Annotated in this window: 3 protein-coding genes; 2 read left to right on the plus strand and 1 reads right to left on the minus strand. The window is 57.3% G+C overall.

All coding sequences use genetic code 11. The features are described from left to right. The first annotated feature begins 71 nt into the window (after positions 1–71). Positions 72–1,433: a DUF3560 domain-containing protein gene (locus C0K55_RS25500; RefSeq protein WP_097736516.1), complete on the plus strand. Its 1,362-nt coding sequence runs from the start codon at positions 72–74 to the stop codon at positions 1,431–1,433. Positions 1,434–1,479: 46 nt separating this feature from the next. After that, positions 1,480–2,043 (plus strand): methyltransferase, encoded by a 564-nt coding sequence (locus tag C0K55_RS25505; RefSeq protein WP_021548773.1) that lies wholly within the window; start codon positions 1,480–1,482, stop codon positions 2,041–2,043. Here the strand turns inward: C0K55_RS25505 and C0K55_RS26420 are convergent. Then, on the minus strand, positions 2,024–2,393 hold a 370-nt coding region (locus C0K55_RS26420; protein ID WP_236942626.1), incomplete at its 5' end, for a hypothetical protein. The two genes, C0K55_RS25505 and C0K55_RS26420, sit on opposite strands and share 20 nt — an antisense overlap.

Here is a 2,393-nt window from a genome sequence, read left to right on the forward strand (position 1 = left end):
TGAAACGCGCTTTTAACTGATGAGGTGAGCCGCCCCGCGAGGGGCGGCAACAGACGGAAGGAGAACATTTTATGACATTAGCAGCAATCACCATGACCGCCCCGGAAGCCGCCAGCCCTGTGCAGATGTACCGCGCGACCTACTCACCGGATGACAACAAACTGCGCCTGTATGCCGCGTCACGTCTTGACCCGGAGACGTATAAAAAAGTGCATGATGCTGGTTTTCGCTGGGCACCAAAACAGGCGCTGTTTGTCGCGCCAGCCTGGACACCGGACCGGGAAGATGTGCTCCTCTCACTTGCCGGAGAGATTGAGGATGAAGACAGCACGCTCGCTGAACGTCAGGAAGCTCGGGCGGAGCGGTTTACCGGATACAGCGGAAAGCGGGCCAGTGAATCCGCACAGGCACTTGATGAAGTGGAAAGACTGGCCGCGATGATCCCGCCCGGTCAGCCCATTCTTGTGGGGCATCACAGCGAACGCCGCGCCCGTCGTGATGCGCAGCGTATTGAAAACGGCATGAAACGTGCCGTGATGCTCTTTGAACGTGCGGAATACTGGGAAGAGCGGGCGCGGTCGGCACGGCTTCACGCGAAGTATAAAGAACGTCCGGATGTTCGCTGGCGTCGTATCAAAAAAATCGAAGCTGATTTGCGAAAGGCTGAAAAGACCATCGCGCAGTCGCAGAAATATCTGACGATGTGGCAGGCTGAATCGCTGGATCTGAATATGGCAAAACTCATCAGCAGTCATGACCATATCAGCGCCTGTTTCCCGCTGGATAAGTACCCGCGTCCGGCAGAAAAAAGCCAGTATGAAGGAAGTCGATCGTTATGGTCGGCCCTGGATGATGACATCATCACCACGGAGCAGGCCCGCGAAATTGCGATCCGCTGTCATGAACGGCAGATTCAGCGTCAACAACGCTGGGTTAACCACTATCAGAACCGCCTGATCTATGAGCGTGCCATGCTGGACGAAAGCGGTGGTGTGGTTACCCGGACACAGGATTTTGAGCCGGGCGGGCAGATTTGCAGCCGGGGCGAGTGGCTGACCATCATTCGCGTGAACAAAAGCAACGGGGCGGTGAGTTCAGTCACAACGCCGAATTACAGTTTTCTCGGGTACAGCGGCACGATGAAAGTGACGCCCGATCGCATCACGGACTACAAAGCGCCATCGGCAGAAGAGGCTGCCGTCGCCAGACAGACCGCGAAGCGTCCACCGGTAGTCAACTATCCGGGGGAAGGTTTCCGGGAAATGACAAAGGCACAGTGGGCCGCCCTGCCCCGGGACTGTAAGGCCGTGCGCAGTGTGGCAGAGGCAGAAGAGCACGGGGCATATCGTTACCGCCGCACAATGGACAACAATTTCCGCCTGGTGAATGTGTATATCACCGACATGAAAATTACGGAAATCCCACAGAAATAAGGTATATCCCCCCGGGAAATCCCCGGGGGATGACGGAGATAATGACATGCACAGTCAGTTAAAAGAACGTATCCGGCTGATGCGCGCAAGGCTGGATAACGCCGCGCCGGTTGCTGAAATCCGGGCTGAATCTCAGCTTTTTGTGACTCCTGCCCCGGTCTGTGATCGCCTGGTGACGCTGGCGGAGATCAGCAACCGTGATCACATTCTGGAACCCTCTGCCGGCACCGGGGCCATACTGCGGGCGATTCGGGATACCGCACCGGGGGCCATGTGTGATGCGGTGGAGATTAACAGCGGGCTGGTCCGGTATCTGCGGGACAATTTTAACGGTGTCAGGGTACAGTGTTGCGACTTCATGGAATGGCAGCCGGTGCAGTATTACAGCCGGATTATCATGAATCCGCCGTTCAGTCACGGGCAGGATATCCGGCATATCCTGCGGGCTTTTTCCCTGTTGCGTCCGGGGGGCGTGCTGGTTGCCGTCTGTCTGAACGGGCCGCGCCAGCAGGAGAAGCTGTTACCGTTTTCTGACGTCCGCGAGGAGCTGCCACGCGGTACGTTTGCTTATACCCGTGTTCCGACGATGATTATTCGTCTGCGAGCCTGATGACGCCGGGCAGGCGGGAGGATAAATGCCTGTCTGCCCGCGCCGGGAAAAGACCGCGCGCCGGTGGCGCTGAAAGGGGCCGCGCTGACGCGCCGCCCCTTCCATTACGCGGACGTTCTGCTGTGGGCTTCTGTCTTTTCAGACCTGTCATTTGTCTGTTACTGATGATGTTGTTGTTCCTGCTACTGCTACTGCTACTGTTCTTCTTTTTTCTGATGCTCTGATTACTGTCTGTTTTGTTGTTCTCCTGCTTATGCCTTTTCCGGGCGTCCCCCTGGCGGGGCGGGCTGTCGTGAACGGAGCCAGCGAAGCTGTCTCCGCCCTGGCGGGCTTCCATCCCTGACGCCAAA

The organism is Escherichia sp. MOD1-EC6098 (assembly GCF_002965865.1).
GTDB lineage: Bacteria > Pseudomonadota > Gammaproteobacteria > Enterobacterales > Enterobacteriaceae > Escherichia > Escherichia marmotae.

Excerpts from the sequence above, each read along its gene's own strand:
- C0K55_RS25505 (WP_021548773.1), top strand. The coding sequence starts at position 1,480 with ATGCACAGTCAGTTAAAAGAACGTATCCGGCTGATGCGCGCAAGGCTG.
- C0K55_RS25500 (WP_097736516.1), top strand. The coding sequence starts at position 72 with ATGACATTAGCAGCAATCACCATGACCGCCCCGGAAGCCGCCAGCCCT.